Source organism: Nocardia sp. NPDC004123, from assembly GCF_053603795.1.
Genome location: NZ_JBSGGG010000012.1, coordinates 195,624 through 213,914 on the forward strand (window position 1 = coordinate 195,624; position 18,291 = coordinate 213,914).

Annotated in this window: 18 protein-coding genes; 11 read left to right on the top strand and 7 right to left on the bottom strand. The window is 68.8% G+C overall.

The window, feature by feature from the left end; translation table 11 throughout:
- Positions 1-12 precede the first annotated feature (12 nt).
- Both ACWEQQ_RS19395 and ACWEQQ_RS19400 read left to right on the top strand, forming a co-directional pair.
- Positions 13-1,503: an RNB domain-containing ribonuclease gene (locus ACWEQQ_RS19395; RefSeq protein WP_452349135.1), complete on the top strand. Its 1,491-nt coding sequence runs from the start codon at positions 13-15 to the stop codon at positions 1,501-1,503.
- Complete coding sequence (locus tag ACWEQQ_RS19400; protein WP_452339493.1) at positions 1,500-2,078, top strand: Uma2 family endonuclease; 579 nt, start codon at positions 1,500-1,502, stop codon at positions 2,076-2,078. Before ACWEQQ_RS19395 ends, ACWEQQ_RS19400 begins: the two co-directional genes overlap by 4 nt.
- Before the next feature lie 55 nt (positions 2,079-2,133).
- On the opposite strand, the gene ACWEQQ_RS19405 is transcribed toward ACWEQQ_RS19400, so the two are convergent.
- Positions 2,134-3,381, bottom strand: coding sequence for an ROK family protein (locus tag ACWEQQ_RS19405; RefSeq protein WP_452339492.1), 1,248 nt, complete (start codon positions 3,379-3,381; stop codon positions 2,134-2,136).
- A 155-nt stretch (positions 3,382-3,536) separates the two neighbouring features.
- On the opposite strand from ACWEQQ_RS19405, the gene ACWEQQ_RS19410 reads away from it, so the two are divergent.
- Genes ACWEQQ_RS19410 through dgoD form a run of 8 tightly spaced genes read left to right on the top strand, consistent with a single transcriptional unit; the run spans position 3,537 to position 11,703 of the window.
- Positions 3,537-4,586, top strand: coding sequence for a substrate-binding domain-containing protein (locus ACWEQQ_RS19410; protein ID WP_452339491.1), 1,050 nt, complete (start codon positions 3,537-3,539; stop codon positions 4,584-4,586).
- A complete protein-coding gene (locus ACWEQQ_RS19415) occupies positions 4,577-6,088 on the top strand; it encodes a sugar ABC transporter ATP-binding protein (protein ID WP_452349136.1) in 1,512 nt (503 codons plus the stop codon). The genes ACWEQQ_RS19410 and ACWEQQ_RS19415 overlap by 10 nt, the downstream gene beginning before the upstream one ends.
- 6 nt (positions 6,089-6,094) lie before the next feature.
- A complete protein-coding gene (locus tag ACWEQQ_RS19420; protein ID WP_452349137.1) occupies positions 6,095-7,162 on the top strand; it encodes an ABC transporter permease in 1,068 nt (355 codons plus the stop codon).
- A 16-nt stretch (positions 7,163-7,178) separates the two neighbouring features.
- A complete protein-coding gene (locus ACWEQQ_RS19425; protein ID WP_452349138.1) occupies positions 7,179-8,132 on the top strand; it encodes an SMP-30/gluconolactonase/LRE family protein in 954 nt (317 codons plus the stop codon).
- On the top strand, positions 8,122-8,784 hold the full coding sequence (locus tag ACWEQQ_RS19430) for a bifunctional 4-hydroxy-2-oxoglutarate aldolase/2-dehydro-3-deoxy-phosphogluconate aldolase (RefSeq protein WP_452349139.1): 663 nt from the start codon (positions 8,122-8,124) through the stop codon (positions 8,782-8,784). The genes ACWEQQ_RS19425 and ACWEQQ_RS19430 overlap by 11 nt, the downstream gene beginning before the upstream one ends.
- Complete coding sequence (locus tag ACWEQQ_RS19435) at positions 8,781-9,788, top strand: sugar kinase (RefSeq protein ID WP_452349140.1); 1,008 nt, start codon at positions 8,781-8,783, stop codon at positions 9,786-9,788. Before ACWEQQ_RS19430 ends, ACWEQQ_RS19435 begins: the two co-directional genes overlap by 4 nt.
- 17 nt (positions 9,789-9,805) lie before the next feature.
- Complete coding sequence (locus ACWEQQ_RS19440; RefSeq protein ID WP_452339485.1) at positions 9,806-10,561, top strand: SDR family NAD(P)-dependent oxidoreductase; 756 nt, start codon at positions 9,806-9,808, stop codon at positions 10,559-10,561.
- Positions 10,558-11,703 (top strand): galactonate dehydratase, encoded by a 1,146-nt coding sequence (gene dgoD, locus ACWEQQ_RS19445; RefSeq protein ID WP_452349141.1) that lies wholly within the window; start codon positions 10,558-10,560, stop codon positions 11,701-11,703. The genes ACWEQQ_RS19440 and dgoD overlap by 4 nt, the downstream gene beginning before the upstream one ends.
- 1 nt (position 11,704) lies before the next feature.
- Here the strand turns inward: dgoD and ACWEQQ_RS19450 are convergent, their stop codons facing one another.
- Positions 11,705-12,622 carry a DUF4436 family protein gene (locus tag ACWEQQ_RS19450; protein ID WP_452349142.1) on the bottom strand — a complete coding sequence of 306 codons (918 nt, stop codon included), beginning with the start codon at positions 12,620-12,622 and terminating at the stop codon, positions 11,705-11,707.
- Positions 12,623-12,745: 123 nt separating this feature from the next.
- Between ACWEQQ_RS19450 and ACWEQQ_RS19455 the strand changes: the two genes are divergently transcribed.
- Positions 12,746-13,438, top strand: a complete 693-nt coding sequence (locus ACWEQQ_RS19455) for a TIGR00645 family protein (protein ID WP_452349143.1) — start codon at positions 12,746-12,748, stop codon at positions 13,436-13,438.
- A 15-nt stretch (positions 13,439-13,453) separates the two neighbouring features.
- Here ACWEQQ_RS19455 and ACWEQQ_RS19460 read toward each other — a convergent pair whose 3' ends face one another.
- From ACWEQQ_RS19460 to ACWEQQ_RS19480, 5 genes are all read right to left on the bottom strand, one after another.
- Positions 13,454-14,350 carry a CHAD domain-containing protein gene (locus ACWEQQ_RS19460; protein ID WP_452349144.1) on the bottom strand — a complete coding sequence of 299 codons (897 nt, stop codon included), beginning with the start codon at positions 14,348-14,350 and terminating at the stop codon, positions 13,454-13,456.
- Positions 14,351-15,307, bottom strand: coding sequence for a prolyl aminopeptidase (gene pip / locus ACWEQQ_RS19465; RefSeq protein WP_452349145.1), 957 nt, complete (start codon positions 15,305-15,307; stop codon positions 14,351-14,353).
- Positions 15,307-15,780 carry a hypothetical protein gene (locus ACWEQQ_RS19470; protein ID WP_452339479.1) on the bottom strand — a complete coding sequence of 158 codons (474 nt, stop codon included), beginning with the start codon at positions 15,778-15,780 and terminating at the stop codon, positions 15,307-15,309. Before ACWEQQ_RS19470 ends, pip begins: the two co-directional genes overlap by 1 nt.
- 167 nt (positions 15,781-15,947) lie before the next feature.
- On the bottom strand, positions 15,948-16,802 hold the full coding sequence (gene panB, locus ACWEQQ_RS19475; RefSeq protein WP_452339624.1) for a 3-methyl-2-oxobutanoate hydroxymethyltransferase: 855 nt from the start codon (positions 16,800-16,802) through the stop codon (positions 15,948-15,950).
- 184 nt (positions 16,803-16,986) lie between these two features.
- Positions 16,987-18,126, bottom strand: coding sequence for a S1C family serine protease (locus ACWEQQ_RS19480; RefSeq protein ID WP_452339478.1), 1,140 nt, complete (start codon positions 18,124-18,126; stop codon positions 16,987-16,989).
- Positions 18,127-18,291 lie beyond the last annotated feature (165 nt).

The window sequence follows — 18,291 nt, forward strand, 5'->3', positions numbered from 1 at the left end:
ACAGTCTCCGCAGTGGAACTGCATCAGCGGATCGTGTCGGCGCCGGTGGACTTCGGCGTCGTCCGAGCTGAGTTCGGATTGGCCTCGGACTACCCGTCCGGGGCCGTCTCCGAGGCCCGCGACGCGGTGGACGCGTTCGCGGGCGCCCGGGCCGATCGGCGGGAGATTCCGCTGGTCACCATTGATCCCCCCGGCGCCATGGATCTGGATCAGGCGCTGTATCTGGAGCGCACCCCGGCCGGCGGATTCCTGCTCTACTACGCCATCGCCGATGTGGCCGCGATGGTCGTTCCCGGCGGGCAACTGGCCCGCGTATCCCTGGCCCGCGGCCAGACCTTCTACTTTCCCGACGGCACCGTCCCGCTGCACCCGCCGGTGCTGTCCGAGGGCCGTGCCAGCCTGCTGCCCGGCGTGGACCGCCCGGTCGCGCTGTGGACCATCGAATGCGACGCGCGCGCCGTGCCCGTGCACTACACGGTGACGCGCGCCCTGGTGCGCTCCCGCGTCCGCCTCGACTATCGGGGTGTGCAGGCCGACGCCGATGCCGGCCGCCTGCACCCGTCCCTCGCGGCGCTGCCGGTGTTCGGCCGCCTGCGCATCGATGCCGGACTCGAGCGCGGCGCGATCACCCTGCGGCTGCCCTCGCAGACCGTGGTGCGCGACGGCGAGCAAACCGGAATCGACCATTGGCAGCTCGCCGTCGAACCGCGCACCGCCGTCGACGATTGGAACGAACAGGTCTCCCTGCTGGCCGGTATGTGCGCGGCCCGAATCATGCTCGATGGCTATAAATCGAACGGGTCCGGCAACCCCGAGCACGTGGGTTTGCTGCGCACCATGCCACCGCCCGCCCCGGCCGCCATCGAGTCGATGCGCCACACCGCCGCCGCGGTCGGGGTGTCCTGGCCGCGTAACGAGTCCGCGGGCCGCATGCTGGCCACACTCGACTGCAATACTCCCGCCGCCCTGGTGCTCATGTCCGAGGCCACCGGCCTGCTACGCGGCGCGACCTACACCATCCTGAACGGCCAGGCCCCGGAAGCCTTGCAGCACAGTGCGATCGGCGCACCCTACGCCCACGTGACCGCCCCCCTGCGCCGCCTGGGCGACCGCTACGCCACCGAGATCTGCCTGGCTCACTGCGCGAAAACCGAAGTCCCGCACTGGGTCCGCGACGACCTCACCGCCGTCGCCGACGCCATGCGCCGCACCGACGCCATGGCCGGCAAGGTCGAACGCGCCTGCGTAGACCTCACCGAGGCCACCGTCCTGTCCCCCCGCCTCGGCACCGACTTCGACGCCGTGGTCCTCCGCGAAGCCAACGCCACCCGCCCCGCCGAAATCTTCATCGCCGACCCACCCGTCCTCGCCAAGTGCACCGGCACACCCCCGGAAGGCGGGACGGTACGAGTGCGACTCGCCGAGGCCGACCCCACGACCCGCACGGTCATGTTCGGCTACCCCGCCGGACCAGCGCCTTCGATGCCATACTCGAACACATGACCGTCGAACCGTTCCCGCAGTGGTTGCGCCCGCCGCCGGGCGGGTTCGTCGCTGAGGATCTGGACCGCTTGCCCGACCTGCCGCCGCACACCGAGCTGATCGACGGGAGTCTCGTCTTCGTAAGCCCGCAAGCGAAGTTCCACCGCTTGGCGAATATCCTCCTCGACGCAGGGCTGCGCCGGTACGTCCCAGCTGATATGCGGGTCCGAGGTGAGATGACCGTGACCCTGGACCGAGACCAACGCCCTGAGCCGGACGTGATCGTGGTACACGCAGATCGCGACGGCGATCACGGCCTCACCGGATACCAGGCCGACGATGTGGTGCTGGTCGTCGAAATCGTCTCGCCGGAATCGCGAACACGAGATCGAGAGCGCAAGCCTCAGCTGTATGCCAGAGCGGGGATATCGCACTTCTGGCGCGTCGAAAACGTCGACGGACGCCCGGTGGTGTACGTCTATGAGCTCGATCCGGCCACAAGTACCTACGCGCTCACCGGAATTCATCACGATCGGCTTCAGCTGACCGTGCCGTTCGAGATCGACATCGATCTCACCGAGATCGACCGACTCTGACCGTGCCTCGACCTGAGGCATGAGGCGGGTAACCAACGGCGGGGTGTGGCCGCGGTCAGGCCGGGGTCAGGGGTGGGGTGTCGGTGCGGCGGGCTCGGCGGGTGGCTATGGAGGTGAAAGTTTCTCGGTCGGCCAGGAATCCCTCGAGGGCGAAGGTTGCTGCGCCGAGGCTGGAGGGGTTGTGGGGGAGGGTGTCGAGTTCGAGGGTTACTGCCGCGAAGGGGTCGGACATGGCGTGGTGGGCGGCGGCGCGGCGGGTTGCTTCCAGTAGCGGGGTGCCGAGGTGGCGGGCGACCAGGTCGCCGAAGACCATGCGGCGGGGGTTGAAGAGGTTGACCAGGTTGGCTATGGCCACGCCCAGGTAGTGGCCGGTCTTTTCGATGACGGCGTGGGCGGTTTCGTCGCCGCGGGCGGCGGCTGTGGCCACGGCCGCGACGGTGGAGGCGGCATTGTCGGTGAGAAGGTCGCTCGCGGAATCGATTTCGCGCAGGGTCGCGGCGATTCCGGGGGCGCTCACATAGGCTTCGACACAGCCGTTGCGGCCGCAGGTGCAGGACCGGCCGTCGAGGACCAGGTTGGTGTGGCCCCATTCGCCGGCGCTGTTGGTGACGCCGCGGTAGAGCATGCCGTCGATGACGACGCCGATGCCGACGCCCGCCCGGAGGGTGACGACGATGAGGTCGTCGACATCGCGGCCGGCGCCGAACCAGAGTTGCGCCGCGGTACTGGCCTTGAGCGGATTGTCCAGGTAGAGGGGATACGGTAGCCGCTGCTCGAGCAGGGTTTTGAGGGGGACGTCGTGCCAGTGCCAGTACGGTGAGAACACCGACTTCCCGGTCTCGGGTTCGACCAGGCCGGGCACGCTCAGGCCGATGCCGAGCACCGTGTCGGCATCGCCGGCGATGACCTCGTCGATGCCCTGCACGATGAGCTCCACGATGTCCTCCGGCGTGGTCGCGGCGGGATCGACGGGGATCTCGCTCGACCGCAGCACCGACATCGCGAGGTCGAAAACGTCCACGTGGATGCCGGTTTCGGCGATATCGACGCCGATCAGCCTGCCGCGGTCGGGATTGATGGCGAGCTGGGCGCGCGGCCGGCCGATTCCCGCTGCCTCGTAGCCGAGTTCGGCGAGCACCCCCACCTCGAGCAGTTCGGCGATCAGATTGCCGATCGTCGCGAACGACAGCCCGGTGGCTCGTGCGATCTCCTGCCGGCTGGTGTGCCCCGCCGCGGCGTACACCGCCTGCAGTACGCAGAACCTGTTGCGGCGCCTGATATCCCGCGCGGTCAACTGGTACACGGCCTCGCCCGCTCCTTTCGCTGCTGCCCGCGAAGATACCCTAGCTGTGCGTGAGACTACTTCCGCCAACAGTATTTACAACAGTTATCCGAAGTCCTACTGTAACCGGCATCACTACCGATGCCTACTGTGTGGCAGATCACCTAGGAGTGCTCATGTCCTGGACCCACCGACGCCGATGGACCAGCGCGCTGGTCTGCGGAGCCGCTCTGGCCCTGGCCGCGACCGCCTGCTCGTCGGGCAAGGATTCCGGCTCGAACGACGCAGGCCCGCAGCACACTTCGGGCACGATCAACCTCGTCTACGCCCAGAAGCAAGGCGACCAGGAATACTTCATCGGCGAGGCCGACGGCGCCAAGGCCAAGGCCAAGGAGCTCGGCGTCGACCTGAAGGTGGTGAACCTCGGCAATGACGCCAACAAGGCGGTCACCGAGGTGCAGAACGCGGTGAACCAGAAGGCCAATGGCGTCATCGTGGTCGTCCCGGATCCCTCGGTCGGCCCGCAGGTCGCGCAGCTGGCCAAGTCGGGTGGCGTCGCCCTGCTCACCTCCGACGACCAGGTCTGCACCAATGGCCCGGATCCGGCCTCCTGCACCAAGGACAATCTGGTGCCGCGCGTCGGATTCAGTGGCACGCAAATGGGAACCGAGGTCGGCACCCGCGCGGGCGAGGACTTCAAGAAGGCGGGCTGGAAGGCGGAGGACACCGCGATCGTCGACGCCTGGAAGCAGGACGTGACGGTCTGCACCGATCGGGTGAAGGCGAATCAGAAGGCCTTCAAGGACGCTTCGGGCGCCGACGTCAAGGTGATCGAGGTCGGCACCGACAACACCCCGTCGGACGCGCAGAACAAGATCTCCGCCACCGTCGCGGGCAATCGCTCGGTCAAGAACTGGATCGTCATGGGCTGCAACGACGAGAACGTCAGCGGCGGTGTCGCGGCCATCCAGAACGCCGGCTACTCCGCCGACAATGTGCTCGGCGTCGGCCTCGGCGCGTATCTGGCCTGCAAGGAATGGCGCGGCGGCAAGCCCACCGGTTTCAAGGCGGCCCTGTTCATCAATGGCAAGGACGTCGGCGCGCTGGCCGTGCAGACCATGTACGACTACCTGAAGAACGGAAAGTCCATGCCCGCCGAGGCATTTGCCCCGACCAAGATGGTGGACGCCACCAACTGGCAACAGGCAGGCGTCACGTGCAGCTGACGGGACTGCGGGTCTCCGGGCTCACCAAGGGCTTCGCGGGCGTGCCCGCGCTGCGCGAGGTGAGCCTGGACTTCCCCGCCGGAATGGTGACCGCGTTGATGGGGGAGAACGGCGCGGGGAAATCCACGCTCATCAAGATCCTCGGCGGTGACCATCGTCCCGACAGCGGCACCCTCGAACTCGACGGTGCGCCACTGGAATTGGCGAGTCCTGCGGCAGCGCGCGCCGCGGGCATCCGGGTGATCGGCCAGGAACCGGAGATCGTGCCGCACGTCTCGGTCGCCGAGAACGTCTATCTCGGCGCGCTGCCGCGCCGCGCGAGCCGACTGCTGGATCGCGCGGCACTGCGGGCCCGCGTGCGCGCCGATCTCGCCCGGCTCGGCTTCGACCGGGATCTGGATCCGGACACCCTCGGCTCGAAACTGACTGCGGCGCAACGGCAGTTGGTGGAGATCATGCGGGCACTGACCACCGACGCCAAGGTCATCGCCTTCGACGAACCGACCTCCTCGTTGTCGGATCACGAGACCGAATCACTGTTCGCGCTGATCGGCCGCCTGCGCGACCGCGGCCTCGCGGTGATCTACGTATCCCACCGCATGCGGGAGATCTTCCAGCTGGCCGACCGGGTGGCCGTACTACGGGACGGCGCGCTGGTCGGCGTGCGCGATACCGCCGGCACCGACGATCAGGAGATCGTGCGGATGATGGTCGGCCGCGATCTGTCGACGGTGTTCGCGCGCAAGCATTCCGAACTCGGGCGGGTGCTGCTCGAGGTGGACCACGTGACCACCGACGATGTGCGTGACGTGAGCCTGCGGGTGCGCGCGGGTGAGGTGGTGGCGCTGGCCGGGCTGGTCGGCGCGGGTCGTTCCGAGCTGGCGGGCGCGCTGGCCGGGGACCTGCCGATCCGGTCCGGGGAGGTGCGGATCGATGGCACCCGGGTGCGGCTGCGCCAGCCGCGCGACGCGGTCAGGGCCGGAATGGGATACGCGCCCGAGGAACGCAAGGCGCAGGCGCTGCTGCTGCATCGCGGTGTGCGCGACAATATTTCGCTCGCCATGCTGGATCGCCTGCGGCACTGGCGTTTCGTGCGCCGCGGTGCGGAACGCGCACTGGCGCTCCGGTATGTCGAGTCGCTGCGGGTCCGGACGCCCTCGATCGAGCAGGAGGTGCGCAAGCTCTCCGGCGGCAATCAGCAGAAGGTGGTGCTGGCGCGCTGGCTGGCCCGCAAACCCAGCGTGCTCATCCTGGACGAACCCACGCGCGGCGTCGACGTGGGCGCGAAGATCGAGATCTACCACATCATCGAGGAACTGGCCGGATCCGGCGTGGCGGTGCTGGTCATCTCCTCGGAGCTCCCCGAAGTCCTCGGCCTCGCCGACCGCATCGTCGTCATGCAGCAGGGCCGCGTCACCGGCGAACTGGACCGCGCCGACGCCAGCGAGGAGGCGATCCTCGCCCTCGCCATGGCTGACGACCTGACCGCGCAGCGACCTTAGGAAATCATGACCGACCAACGAATCGACATGGATACGGAGACAGCGGTTTCCGCGCCGACACCCGTATTCGCCCGCTACCTCGGTGGTTTGACCGCACTCACCCCGCGCCGGGTGATCCGCTTCATCGGCACCGGCAATCTCAGCCTGATCGGCGCGCTGGTCGTGGTCGTGGCGATCTTCGCCTGGCTCAACGACGGCTACCTGGATCCGCGCAATATCGCCGGAATCGGTGACGCGGTCACGGTTTTCGGGCTGCTCGCCGTCGTGCAGACCGTGGTGATCATCTGCGGCGCCCTGGACATCTCGGTCGGCTCGCAGGCGGGTGTCGCCTCGGTCATCAGCGCCATGGCCTTCACCTCGGCAGGGAGCAACGCCTTCGCCGGGATGCTGGCCGCGATCGGTGCCGGACTGGTGCTGGGCCTGGCGAACGGCATCATCATCGTCTACGGCCGGGTCAACCCCGTCATCGCGACGTTGGCCACGCTGGCCGCGTACAAGGGTCTGGCTCAATTGATCTCGGGCGGCAAGGCGCAGGGCTTCGTCCTCGACAACGATGTGTTCATCTTCCTGGCACGCGGCAAGATCCTCGGGCTGCCGGTGCCGGTGATCGTCCTCGGCCTGGTCGCGCTGGGCGTGCACGTGCTCCTGAAGTACACCGACATCGGGCGCAATATCTACGCCATCGGCGGAAACGACACGGCCGCACGACTTTCCGGCATCAACATCAACAAGTACCTGATCGCGGTGTACATGCTGGCGGGCGTGGTCGCGGCCATCGCGGGCATCATCCTGACCGCCCGCACCGGATCCGGCCAGCCGGTCTCCGGTAGCGAGGGCCTCGAACTCAAGGCGATCACCGCGGCGGCGCTGGGCGGCTGCGCCCTCAAGGGCGGCAAGGGCACGGTCGGCGGCACGCTGCTCGCGGTCATCCTGCTCGGCGCGCTGGACAACGGCCTGAACGTGGTGGGCGTCAATACGTTCTGGCAGAACGTCGCCCAGGGCTCGCTGCTGGTCGCGGCCGTGGTGATCCAACAGCGGCGCAGCGGCGAACGCGCCGTCGGACTGCCGACATAGCGGGCCGGAGCTCACCATGAGAACTCTCAGGGCACACGTGTGCGCACCCCCGCCCGGCCGCCTGTCCGAAGCGCCCGTCTGGGACCCGCGCACCGGGGAACTGCTGTGGGTGGACATCCGCGGCGGCCACATCCACCGCGCCACCCTGACCGGTAGCACCCCCGACCTCGCCCCCCGGGCGACCATCAGCCTCGACCCGCCGGTCAGCGCGGTACTGCCGTGCGCCTCCGGCGGACTGCTGGCGACGATGGGAGACACCATCTTCCGCGTCGACGGTCCTGTCGCCGCCGAGCGCTCGTCCGAGAAGTCTCCGTGCGGAACATTCGCCCGGCCACTCAGCCCGGTCGTCACCCTGCCGCTCCCGGACGACGGAGTGCGTCGTCGCCTGAACGATGCCAAGGTCGACCCGCGCGGCACACTGCTCGCGGGCACGATGTCCGAAGACGGCGTGCCGGACAGCGCCGCCCTCTACCGCCTCGACCCCGCCGGCACCCTCACCACTCTCCGCACGGGCATCACCATTTCCAACGGTCTCGGGTGGAGCCCTGACGGCCGCACCCTCTACCACGCCGACAGCCCCACCCGCCGCGTGGACGCCTTCGACTACGACCCCGACACCGGAACACTCGGTGCCGGAAGGCCATTCGCGCACTTCGATGACGGCGAGCCGGACGGCCTGACCGTCGACGCCGAGGGTCACGTCTGGGTCGCGGTCTGGGGCGCAGGCCAAGTCCGCGCCTTCGACCCCTCCGGCAACCTCCACACCACAGTCGATGTCGGCCCCTCGCAAGTCTCGAGCTGCGCCTTCGCCGGACCCAACCTGGATGTTCTGGTGATAACCACCGCGGCCGAGGGCGGAGCCGCACGAGAACCCGGCGCGGGCCGGCTGTTCGCCTGTGTCCCCGGAGTGATCGGCCTGCCGTCGACGCCGTTCGCAGACGAGAGGCTGGTCTGCGCCGATGGCCGATGACACACCGCGGACCTCGCCGGCCGGCGCAGCGGCGGATCCGGCATTCGCCGACCCGTTGCGGCCGGAAATTCCGGTCATCGCGATTCTGCGCGCACCCAGCGCTGACAGGTTCGTGGAGGTGACCGCAGTTCTGCATGAATCCGGAGTCACCGCGGTCGAATTCACGCTGACGACCGCGGGGGCGTTGGATGCCGTCCGTGAATGCGCGGGATTGGCGCATCCGATCGGAGTCGGCACCGTGCTCACCGCAAAGGATGCGGCGCTCGCGGTCGAGGCGGGGGCTGCGTACCTGATCACCCCGGCGGTGATCGAGGAAGTGATCGTCGAGGGGCGCCGGCTCGGTGTGCCGGTGGTCTCGGGTGCGTTCACGCCCACCGAGATTCATCGGGCCTGGACGGCGGGAAGCGCCATGGTCAAGGTGTTTCCGGCCGCCGTCGGCGGACCGGGATACATCAAAGCTGTTCGTGCGCCGTTGCCCGATATCCCGCTGGTGCCCACCGGTGGGATCGGGCTCGGTGCGGTCCGCGCCTATCTGGATGCGGGGGCCGCGGCACTGGGGATCGGATCGCCGCTCATCGGGGACGCTTGTGCCGGTGGCGATCTCGACGCGCTGCGGGAGCGCGTACTCCTCGTCCGGGACCAGCTGTCATGAGGGGCGGACTGGTAACGCTCGGGGAGGCGCTCGGCGTGGTGGCGGCGACCGACCCCGGTCCGCTGGCCCCCGGCGCGGCCATGCGGCTGGAGTTCGCCGGGGCGGAGGCCACCGTCGCCATCGGCGTGCGGCGGCTGGGGCACGACAGCGCCTGGATCGGCAGCGTCGGCGCGGACACGATGGGCCGGATGATCCTGGAACGGTTGCGGGCCGAGCAGGTCGACGTGTCGCACTGCCGGATCGATCCGGAACTACCCACCGCGCTGATGCTGCGCGAACGCCGCACGGCCGACCGGACCCGGGTCACCTACTACCGGCGCGGGCTGGCGGGTTCCCGCTTGTCGGTGGACGAGGCCGACACCGCCCGGATTGCCGCTGCGGGCGTCCTGCACATCACGGGAATCACTCCCGCCCTCAGTGATTCGGCGCGTGCCGCGGTGGATTCGGCCGTCGGCATCGCGATCGATGCGGGCGTGCCGGTGTCCCTGGACGTCAACTATCGCCGTGCGCTGTGGACGCCCGCCCGGGCCGCCACGGAGCTGGCCGAGCTGGTATCGCGGGCCGACATCCTCTTCGCTGGACTGGACGAGGCGGCCCTGCTCCTGCGGGGTGGACGCTCGAACGCGCCGGTGGGTGCACGAACCACCGCCCAGCCGGGCCCGGACGTGGCGACCGGGGACCTGGTGTCAGCGGCCGAATTGCTTGCGGCCCAAGGCCCTTCGGAGATCGTGCTCAAGCTCGGGGCCGACGGGGCGGCGGCCTGGGCCGGCGGGGCGTTTCTGCGCGAGGGCGCGGTGCCGGTGACCGCGGTCGATCCCATCGGTGCCGGGGACGCGTTCGTCGCCGGGTATCTGGCCGGGCTGCTGGACGGCGGATCTGTCTCGGAGCGTTTGCGATTGGCGTCCATCTGCGGCGCGTTCGCGGTCTCGGTGCCGGGGGATTGGGCGGGGCTGCCCTATCGGGACGAGCTCGGGCTGCTCGATGGGGCCGATGTTCAGCGATGAGGATGAAGGGGAAGAGCATGTGTCGTCTGACGGACCGGGTCGCGGTCGTCACCGGGGCGGCCTCGGGGATCGGGGCGGCCACGGCGCGGCGGCTGGCCGCCGAGGGGGCGGCGGTCGTCGTCGCGGATATCGATCGGGTCGGTGGGCGTGAGGTGGCGGAGAAGATCCGGGCGATGGGGGCGCAGGCCGAATTCCAGTGGTGCGATGTGACGCTCGAGGAGTCGTGGGACGCGTTGCGGGCGCGGGTGAACGATCGGTTCGGGCCCCTGGATTTCCTGTGCAGCAATGCGTCTCGGCAGGCGATCGTGCCGGCGCACGAATTGAGCAGGCGGCAGTGGGACGACGGGCTCGCGGTCAATCTGACGCCGCTGTTCCTGGGCGTGCGGGCATTCATCGACGACCTGCGTGCCCAGCGCGGCAACGTGGTCGCGGTGTCCAGCGTGCATGCCCAGTTCGGGCTGCCGGGGTATCCGGTCTATGCCGCGGCCAAGGGCGGGCTGACCGCCCTGGTGCGGCAGCTGGCGGTCGAGTACGGGCAGGACCGGGTGCGGGTGAATGCCGTGCTGCCCGGACCCATCCTGACGCCCGTGTGGGACGACGTGGACGCCGAGGGGCGCGAATTATCCGCTCGGGCAACGGTGCTGGACCGGCTGGGCGCGCCGGAGGAGGTGGCGGCCGCGGTCGCCTTCCTCGCCTCCGACGACGCCTCCTTCATCACCGGCGCGAACCTGGTCGTCGACGGTGGCTGGAGCGTGCGAAAGGAATCCCGGTGAAGATCACCGCACTCACCACCTACCTGGTCGCGCCGCGCTGGTGCTTCCTGCGCATCGACACCGACGAAGGCGTCACCGGCTGGGGCGAGCCCGTGATCGAGGGCCGCGCCCACACCGTGGCCGCCGCCGTCGAAGAACTGTCCGACTACCTCGTCGGCAAGGACCCGATGAGCATCGAGGCACATTGGCAGACCCTCACCAAGGGCGGCTTCTACCGCGGCGGACCCATCCTGTCGAGCGCGGTCGCGGGCATCGACCAGGCCCTGTGGGACATCACCGGCAAGGCGCTCGGCGTACCGGTGTGGCAGCTGCTCGGCGGTGCGGTGCGCGACCGGATTCGCGTCTACAGCTGGATCGGCGGCGATCGCCCCGCCGATGTCGCGGCCACCGCGCTGGAGCGAAAGGCCCAGGGCTTCACCGCGATCAAGATGAACGCCTCGGCCGAACTGGAGCCGATCGACACGCCCCGCGCGACCCTCGACATCGTCGACCGGGTGGCCGCCGTGCGGGAGGCGACCGGCGACGACTTCGATATCGCCGTCGACTTCCACGGCCGCCTGTCCGTCGCCATGGCACGGCGCGTGCTGCCCCTGCTGGAGCCGTACCTGCCGTTCTTCGTCGAGGAGCCGCTGGTGCCGGAGGCCGGTGGCCGGCTCGGCGAGATCACCAGCGGCACAGCCATTCCCATCGCCACCGGCGAGCGGCTGTATTCGCGGTGGGACTTCCTCCCGGTGCTGGATCGCGGTGTGGCCGTGGTGCAGCCGGACCTGTCCCACGCGGGCGGCATCTCCGAGGTCCGCCGCATCGCCGCACTCGCGGAGGCCCGCGATGTCGCCCTGGCCCCGCACTGCCCGCTCGGTCCGATCGCCCTGGCCGCCTGCCTGCAGGTCGGCTTCGCCACCCCGAATCTGCTCATTCAGGAGCAGAGCCTGGGCATCCACTACAACACGGGTTCCGACCTGCTCGATTATCTGATCGACCCAGCGGTTTTCGACTACCGCGACGGCTACGTCGGCCTGCCGCGCGAACCCGGCCTCGGCCTCCGCATCGATGAGCGTGCCGTCGCCCGCGCCGCCGCGACCGGGCACCGCTGGCGCAATCCGATCTGGCACCGCAGGGACGGTTCGCTCGCCGAATGGTGAATCACCGCTGCGGCGTGAGCATTCGGAATTGATCGGTCGGATGCCGCGTGGCCGCCTTTTCCTCGCGTTCCTTCGCCATTTCGACGCGGTAGCCGACGATCACGGTGCCCACCAGGGCCGCCGAGATAATGCCCTCCGCGATGAAGAACGATGTGAAATCGATGATCGAGCCGATCGGTGCGCCGCCCGGCACCGCATTGCGCAATGGCACCAGCGCGAAAAGCAGTGCGCCCATCATGGATACGGCCGGGAACATCAGACCGCGCTTACCGGCCAGGACGTAATAGCAGGCGATGGCAGCGGCCAGGGCCAGACCCAGCATGAGGATCATGATGAACAGGGCGAAGGTCAGCGACGGGACGGACCGGGCGGCGTGCACGCCGAGATCGATGCCGTTGTCGGCGCCGGATTCCGGTTGCTCGCTCACCGCGAACAGCGTGTCCCCGCTGGCCACGGTAGCGGCGGTGGGCAGGCGCCGGTCGCCGCTGAACACATCGAAGGCCAGCACCGCGTCATAGGTGTCGAACGGGTAGTCGGTGAGCGTGCCCTCCACCACGACCCTCACCTCGGCCGCGGAGATCGGTTCGCCCGCTTTGATTTTGATCGGATCGGCCTTGAGCGCCGAGGTGTAGATGAGGGTGTCGGCGGCGAAATTGCCGTTCTTGTCCGCCAGCGCGCCCCGCGGGGTGGCCAGTACCTCGACGGTGGTGGTCTGGGTGACCGGGTCGATCTTGGCGACCCAGATGCCCAGGTCCACCCGATCCCTGACCGCCGTATTGCCGAAGGGATGTGAGGCCTCCGCCCGGGTCCGGCCCACCTCGTAGGTGGACAGCGCGAGCACCAGGCCCACGATGAGCGCCGCCGCGGTCGCGACCAGCCACAGCGGGCCGCGGCGTTTCTGCTGAATTCCGTGTTGCACGCGGCGAACCTATCGGCGCGCACATCAACGATCGATCAGGAAGACATCAATTCCCGAGCGGCGCCCGCGGCCGTGATCGATTACTGATCGGTGCTTGATTTCGCACGTGCTGTATTGAGTCCCATGGCTTTTCCATACCCGAACGCGAATTCCCCCGAGGCCGCCCAGCAGCGCAGTCTGGGCTATTTCATCTTCCTCAGCCGCTGGCTGCAGCTACCCCTGTACCTGGGTCTGATCGTGGCGCAGGCCGCGTACGTGTGGCAGTTCCTGCGCGAGCTGTGGGATCTGGTGCACGGGCTGTTCGCCGACGGCAATGTCGAGACCAGCATCATGCTGTCGGTGCTCGGGCTGATCGACGTGGTCATGATCTCCAACCTGCTGATCATGGTGATCGTCGGCGGCTACGAGACCTTCGTGTCGCGCCTGCGCATCGACGGGCATCCCGATCAGCCGGAGTGGCTGGCACAGGTGAACGCCAATGTGCTGAAGGTGAAGCTGGCCATGTCCATCGTCGGCATCTCCTCGATCCACCTGCTGAAGACGTTCATCTCCATCACCACCGACACCGACCCGGGCGCGCACAGTGCGCGCTACCTGTGGCCGGTGCTCATCCACCTGGCATTCGTGGTTTCGGCGGTACTGCTGGCCTGGATCGACCGCATCATGCCGCACGCCGCGCACCGGGACCACCACGACCCGAACGGGCACCCGCACGACTCGAACGGGCATCACCACGGTGAAACGGTGTCCGCGGTCGAGGGGGCGCACCCCGCGGGCTGGGGCCACGGTGACCCGGCGAGCATGCGCATCAACTAGCCCGCCGGGCGCTGGTCAACCGAGCGGCTGTTCGCGCAGGAACTCGATCGCGTCGGGGTACTCCTCGAGCGCCTTGGCGGCCGCCGCCTCCTCGGCATCGCAGAGCCGCTGGTAGCCGGACTCGCCGGCCTCGGAGGCGTGGGTGCGCAGGGTCTCCAGGGCCTCCACGGCGTCGCGGTGATCGCCGAGCACACCCTGCAGGCGTTTGGCCTTTCTGCCGAGCTCCTCGGCGGGCTTGCCGAGCACCTCGGTGGCGGCCTCGGCCGAGTAGCGCAATCGCTTGGCGGCCTTGCGGATATCGTGTAGCCGCTCGACGCGTTCCTCCCCGGACAGGCCGGGCTCCGTGCGCACCAGGCGGCGTAGTGCCCGGAAGTCGTGGCGCAGCACGCCGGCGAAGACCGGTTGGGCCGGCTCGTCGGCGTGCGAGGCGCGCAGCGGCGGGTCGGCGATCAGCCGGTGCAGGCGCTTCACCAGGCTGCGGTAGCGGCTGCCGTCGAAGGCGTCGACCGCCGCCCGGTGCGCCGCGGCGTAGAACCGGCGCTCCTCGTCGACCAGTCGCTGCCCGAAATCCTTTCGGGGAGCGGATTTCTCACCCAGCGGCACGGTCTGCTCGTCGAACGGCACTCCGGTGTCGCCGAGCAGCGTGGCGAACCGTTCGGCCCGCACCTCGGCGTCGCGCGCCACCCCGAGCAGTCCGGCCAGCCAGCGCAATTCGTCGGTGATCTCGCCGACCGGCTTGCGCCGCAGCACCCGGCGGTAGGACTTGAGGACGCTGCGCAGTCGCCGGGTGGCGACCCGCATCTTGTGCACGGAATCCGGAAGGTCCTGGCGCACATCGGGTTCGGCGGTACACAGCCGGTCCACATCGGCGGCTACGGCGTCGATCAATGCGGGACCGGCTGTGGTACTCATCTACGTCCTGTACTTGTCCGTGGCCTCCACCAGATGGTGGGTGATGCCGGGTTCGAGAGCGGCGTGGCCGGCGTCGGGCACCAGGTGCAATTCCGAACCGGGCCAGGCCCGATGGAGATCCCAGGCGCTGGCGGCCGGGCACACCACGTCGTGGCGGCCCTGCACGATGACGCCGGGAATATGGGCGATGCGCCCGATGTCGCGCAGCAGCTGCCCCTCGTCGAGGAAGCCGTGATTGACGAAGTAGTGGTTCTCGATGCGCGCGAAGGCCAGCGCGAAGCGCGGGTCGGCGGTTTCGGCGACCCGTTCCGGTTGGGGCAGCAGGGAACTCGTGGCACCCTCCCAGGTGGACCACGCGACGGCCGCGTCGGTGGCAAGGGCGGCATCGGGGGAGTGCAGCAGGCGGTGGTAGACCTCGATCAGATCCTGCCCGCGTTCGGCTTCCGGCACCGGCGCCAGGAACTTCTCCCACTCATCGGGGTACACGTACCCCGCGGAGCCATTGTAGTACCAATCGATTTCCTTGCGCCGCAACAGGAATATCCCGCGCAGCACCAGTTCGGTGACCCGCTCCGGATGGGCCTGCGCATAGCTCAGCGCCAGCGTCGAACCCCAGGAACCGCCGAACACCAGCCACTGCTCGACGCCGAGATGCGTTCGCAGCCTTTCGATATCGGCGACCAGATGCCCGGTGGTGTTGTGCTCGAGACTCGCCCCGTCCGCGATGTGCGGCGTGGACCGGCCGCAACCCCGCTGATCGAACAGGACGATGCGGTACGCCTCGGGATCGAAGAACTGCCGGTGATACGGCGACGTGCCGCCGCCGGGGCCGCCGTGCAGGAAGACCGCCGGCTTGCCGTCCGGATTCCCGCTCACCTCGTAGTAGAGCCGCTGGCCGTCGCCGACGTCCAGCAGGCCCTGCTCATAGGGCTCGATCGGCGGGTAGAGCGTTCGCATCAGCCGGCCGCCAGGCCCGAGGCCAGATCCGGGATCTCGATCGCGGAGAGGGCCTGATCGCGCACATCCGGACAGGCCTTGGTGGTGACCTGGTCGACCAGGCCCCGATTGCTCGGCAACTGCAGCAGGAAGCCGTTCTGGGTCGCCCACTGGATCACGGTCGCGTTCAGCGAGATCTTGTCCATGGTCGGGGTCTGCACCCGCCAGTCCGACAGCTGCGGCCGGATCAGGTCGCACAGCTGCTTGGCCGCCTCGTCGGAGACGGTCAGCCCCGAGCCACTGCCCGCCGACGTGGTCGGTCCGCCCGTGGTGGTCGGCTTGCCCGGCGTCGAGGACAACGACGAGGAGGAGCCCTGCGGCTGCGTCGAGCCGGTCGAGGAGTTGCCCCCGCAGGCCGCGGTCAATGCGACGGTGGCCACCGCCGCGACCAGTAGTGGCGCCCGCCGAATCCAGCGACTCGTTCCACGATCCATGAACTTCCCTTTGGTCGATCCAGCTCGTTGGCTTCCGAGTCTGCCACCAAAAGTTCGCAGTGGACCGAGATGATCGGCGGCGAATAGATTCCAATAGCCGACTGCTATGAAAGAACGCCCCCGCGGTCCTCGCGGGGGCGTCCTCGATCACTGCGCGGCAGGGCGGCTCAGTAGCTGTGCTCCGGACCCGGGAACACGCCGCGCCGCACCTCGTCGGCGTAAGTGGCTGCGGCGGTACGCAATTGACCGCCCACATCCGCGAACTGCTTGACGAACTTGGCGGTCTTGCCGCCGGTGTAGCCGACCATGTCCTGCCAGACCAGCACCTGCGCATCGCATTCCGCGCCGGCGCCGATGCCGACGGTCGGAATGGTCAGCTTGCGGGTGACCTGCCCGGCCAGCTCGGCGGGCACCATCTCCATGACCACCGAGAAGGCCCCGGCCTCCTGCACCGCGATGGCGTCGGCGACGAGCTGCTCGGCCCCGTCACCGCGACCCTGCACCCGGAACCCGCCGAGGGTGTTGACGCTCTGCGGGGTGAACCCGATGTGCGCCATCACCGGAATACCGGCGGCGGTCAGCTTGTGGATGGTGTCGGCCACCCGCTCACCGCCCTCCAGCTTCACCGCGTGCGCGCCGCCCTCCTTCATGAAGCGGACCGCCGTGGCCAGGGCCTGCTCGGGGGAGGACTCGTAGCTGCCGAACGGCAGATCCGCCACCACCAGCGCGTGCGGCGCACCGCGCACCACGCCACGCACCAGCGGGATGAGCTCGTCGACGGTGATCGCGACCGTGGTGTCGTAGCCGTACACCACATTGGCGGCCGAATCGCCGACCAGCAGGACCGGAATCCCGGCCTCTTCGAAGAGCCGGGCGGTGGAATAGTCGTATGCGGTGAGCATGGACCAGCGCTCACCGGCCTGCTTCATCTGCTGCAGGTGCTGCACTCGCGTCTTCCGCCGCGTGGGAGTCTTCGGTGCCGCAGACCCGTACACAGGGGTTTCCGCATCGGATACGGACATCATCGTCCCTTTCGTCGTTCCTCGAGGCCCATGACCGGGTCCCCGGGTTGTTCTGACGAATGTCAGTCTGCCATTCCGGCCGCTCCCGGCAGGGATGCAATTCCTCACACCGCGCAGATGAGAGACACCGCGCGCAGAGAAAGAGGCGAGGGATGCGCCTCTCGCCTCTTCGCCCCGCTACTCGCTAGCCGATCGGGCCCTTACCCAACTGGACCTGCGCCGACTGGGACTGGCCGGTCTGGTCGGTCCACTTCAGGGTGACGGTGTCGCCCGGGTGGTGGTGATCCATGGTCGAGGTGAGGTCGTTGGCCGAGGTGACCGCGTGGTCGTCGACGCCGGTGATGATGTCGCGGGCCTCGAGACCGAGCTGGTCCGCCGGGCCGCCCTGGACCACGCCCCGGATCTCCGCGCCGCCGGAGACCGAGCTGACCGAGACGCCGATGAACGCGGTGTCGCCGATGTGCACCCGATCCGAGGCCTGGCCGGCCTCGATCTGCTTGGCCACCGACAGCGCCTTGTTGATCGGGATGGCGAAGCCCTCGCCGCCGCCGATGCTGAAACGGAAGCCCTTGGAGGCGGCGGTGTCCATGCCGATGACCTGTCCGGCCGCGTCGACCAGCGGGCCGCCCGAATCCCCCGGTTCGATATTGGCGGCGACCTGGATGAGCCCGGTCAACTGCTCGGAGCTGCCGGTGGAGTCGTCGCTGGCGGTGATGGCCCGGTCCAGGGCGGTCACCTTGCCCGCGGCCGCGGTGGGCGTGCCGCGTCCACCCGCATTGCCGACGCCGGCCACCGTGTCGCCGACCGCCACCTTGTCCGAATCCCCGAGCGGCGCGGTCTGCAGACCGGACGCGCCGGTCAGTTTGATGACCGCCATGTCCTCACTGCGGTCGAAGCCGACCACGGTGGCGCCGTAGGTCCGGCCATTGCCCAGATCGGTGACCGAGATCTTGGTCGCGCCCTCGACCACGTGGTTGTTGGTGAGCACGTAGCCGTCCGAGCTGAGCACGATCCCGGTGCCCGCGCCCTCACCGTTCTGCAGCCCGAGCTCGGTGTTCACGTCCACGATGCCCGGCACCACGCCCTGCACGGCGGAGTCGAGATCGGCCGGGGGCGTGGTGAAGTCGATCGGCTGGCTCTGGGTGACGCCACCCGGCGAGTGCGCGATCGGATTGCCCGGCAGCGTCGACGGCCCGCAGGCCACCAGGCCCAGGGTGGCGGCCAGTGCCACTGCCGCGGCGGCCGCGGCCCGGATGGTGCGTGAACGCGATGAACCGGATCCGGCCGCGGCGGACCGATTCGGCGAATGTGGTTGCACGGTCATGGCATCCCTCATCAGTAGAGCCCCCAGGTCACCTCCCATTAAGCATGCCGTTTCTGAGAGCGGACTGGGGACTTGCCGTGTGAACGCCCACGTACTCGGTGGTCTCGGCTCCGAACCTCTACCGTTGCCGAATCCGTGCCATGCGTGACGTTTCGCACAGCGGCG

Excerpts from the sequence above, each read along its gene's own strand:
- ACWEQQ_RS19400 (WP_452339493.1), top strand. The coding sequence starts at position 1,500 with ATGACCGTCGAACCGTTCCCGCAGTGGTTGCGCCCGCCGCCGGGCGGG.
- ACWEQQ_RS19410 (WP_452339491.1), top strand. The coding sequence starts at position 3,537 with ATGTCCTGGACCCACCGACGCCGATGGACCAGCGCGCTGGTCTGCGGA.
- ACWEQQ_RS19420 (WP_452349137.1), top strand. The coding sequence starts at position 6,095 with ATGACCGACCAACGAATCGACATGGATACGGAGACAGCGGTTTCCGCG.
- ACWEQQ_RS19425 (WP_452349138.1), top strand. The coding sequence starts at position 7,179 with ATGAGAACTCTCAGGGCACACGTGTGCGCACCCCCGCCCGGCCGCCTG.
- ACWEQQ_RS19430 (WP_452349139.1), top strand. The coding sequence starts at position 8,122 with ATGGCCGATGACACACCGCGGACCTCGCCGGCCGGCGCAGCGGCGGAT.
- ACWEQQ_RS19435 (WP_452349140.1), top strand. The coding sequence starts at position 8,781 with ATGAGGGGCGGACTGGTAACGCTCGGGGAGGCGCTCGGCGTGGTGGCG.
- ACWEQQ_RS19440 (WP_452339485.1), top strand. The coding sequence starts at position 9,806 with ATGTGTCGTCTGACGGACCGGGTCGCGGTCGTCACCGGGGCGGCCTCG.
- ACWEQQ_RS19455 (WP_452349143.1), top strand. The coding sequence starts at position 12,746 with ATGGCTTTTCCATACCCGAACGCGAATTCCCCCGAGGCCGCCCAGCAG.
- ACWEQQ_RS19460 (WP_452349144.1), bottom strand. The coding sequence starts at position 14,350 with ATGAGTACCACAGCCGGTCCCGCATTGATCGACGCCGTAGCCGCCGAT.
- pip (WP_452349145.1), bottom strand. The coding sequence starts at position 15,307 with ATGCGAACGCTCTACCCGCCGATCGAGCCCTATGAGCAGGGCCTGCTG.
- ACWEQQ_RS19470 (WP_452339479.1), bottom strand. The coding sequence starts at position 15,780 with ATGGATCGTGGAACGAGTCGCTGGATTCGGCGGGCGCCACTACTGGTC.
- panB (WP_452339624.1), bottom strand. The coding sequence starts at position 16,802 with ATGTCCGTATCCGATGCGGAAACCCCTGTGTACGGGTCTGCGGCACCG.
- ACWEQQ_RS19480 (WP_452339478.1), bottom strand. The coding sequence starts at position 18,126 with ATGACCGTGCAACCACATTCGCCGAATCGGTCCGCCGCGGCCGGATCC.